1 protein-coding gene is annotated in these 565 nt (G+C 67.6%); it reads right to left on the bottom strand.

Annotated elements, in window-relative coordinates; translation table 11 throughout:
- Positions 1-84 precede the first annotated feature (84 nt).
- Positions 85-279, bottom strand: a complete 195-nt coding sequence (locus ABD323_RS44460; protein ID WP_184919173.1) for a helix-turn-helix transcriptional regulator — start codon at positions 277-279, stop codon at positions 85-87.
- Between the last annotated feature and the right edge of the window lie 286 nt (positions 280-565).

Below are 565 nucleotides of genomic sequence, written 5' to 3'. Positions count from 1 at the left end.
CCCCCGTCTCCGTGCCGTGCTGTGGCTGATGTCACCACAACGGGGCGGGCCGGACGGCGGTGCGGGAGACGGGGGCGGGGAGCCTCAGCGGTTGCCGGGGCGGTTCCGGGCCCAGGCGCGGATGGTGCCCGCGAACCAGCGTGGATGGCCACTGCCGTCGATCATGTCCGGATCCGGCAGCAGGCCGTGCCGCCGGTAGTTGCGCACGGTGTCGGCCTGCACGTTGATGTGCCGGGCGATCTCGGTGTACGACCACAACTCGTCGCTGCGTGAGGACATCTGGGCCACCTTCAGGGAGGGTTCCGAGGGTTGCTGTCGGGAGCTCGCGATCAGCTTTTCCGGCCCAACGAGAATCTTTAGTGCAGAAGGGACTCCGTGGTCGTTCCGTGACAAATCAGCAGCACCAAACGGATAAATGCTCAACTGTCACAGCTGTACCGGGACGTGGTTGTACGGTCTGCGGATGGAGAAGTGGCTGATAGCGGCGTTGGTCGTACTGGTCCTGCTCGCGGTGCTGGTCGCGGCCCGCCGACGACGGACCCCCGCCCCGGCCGGCGGGCCGGGC

The organism is Kitasatospora nipponensis, from assembly GCF_039528135.1.
Classification (GTDB): Bacteria; Actinomycetota; Actinomycetes; order Streptomycetales; family Streptomycetaceae; genus Kitasatospora; species Kitasatospora nipponensis.
The sequence above is the reverse complement of the archived record's forward strand: the minus strand, read 5'-3'. Positions and strand labels throughout refer to the sequence as shown.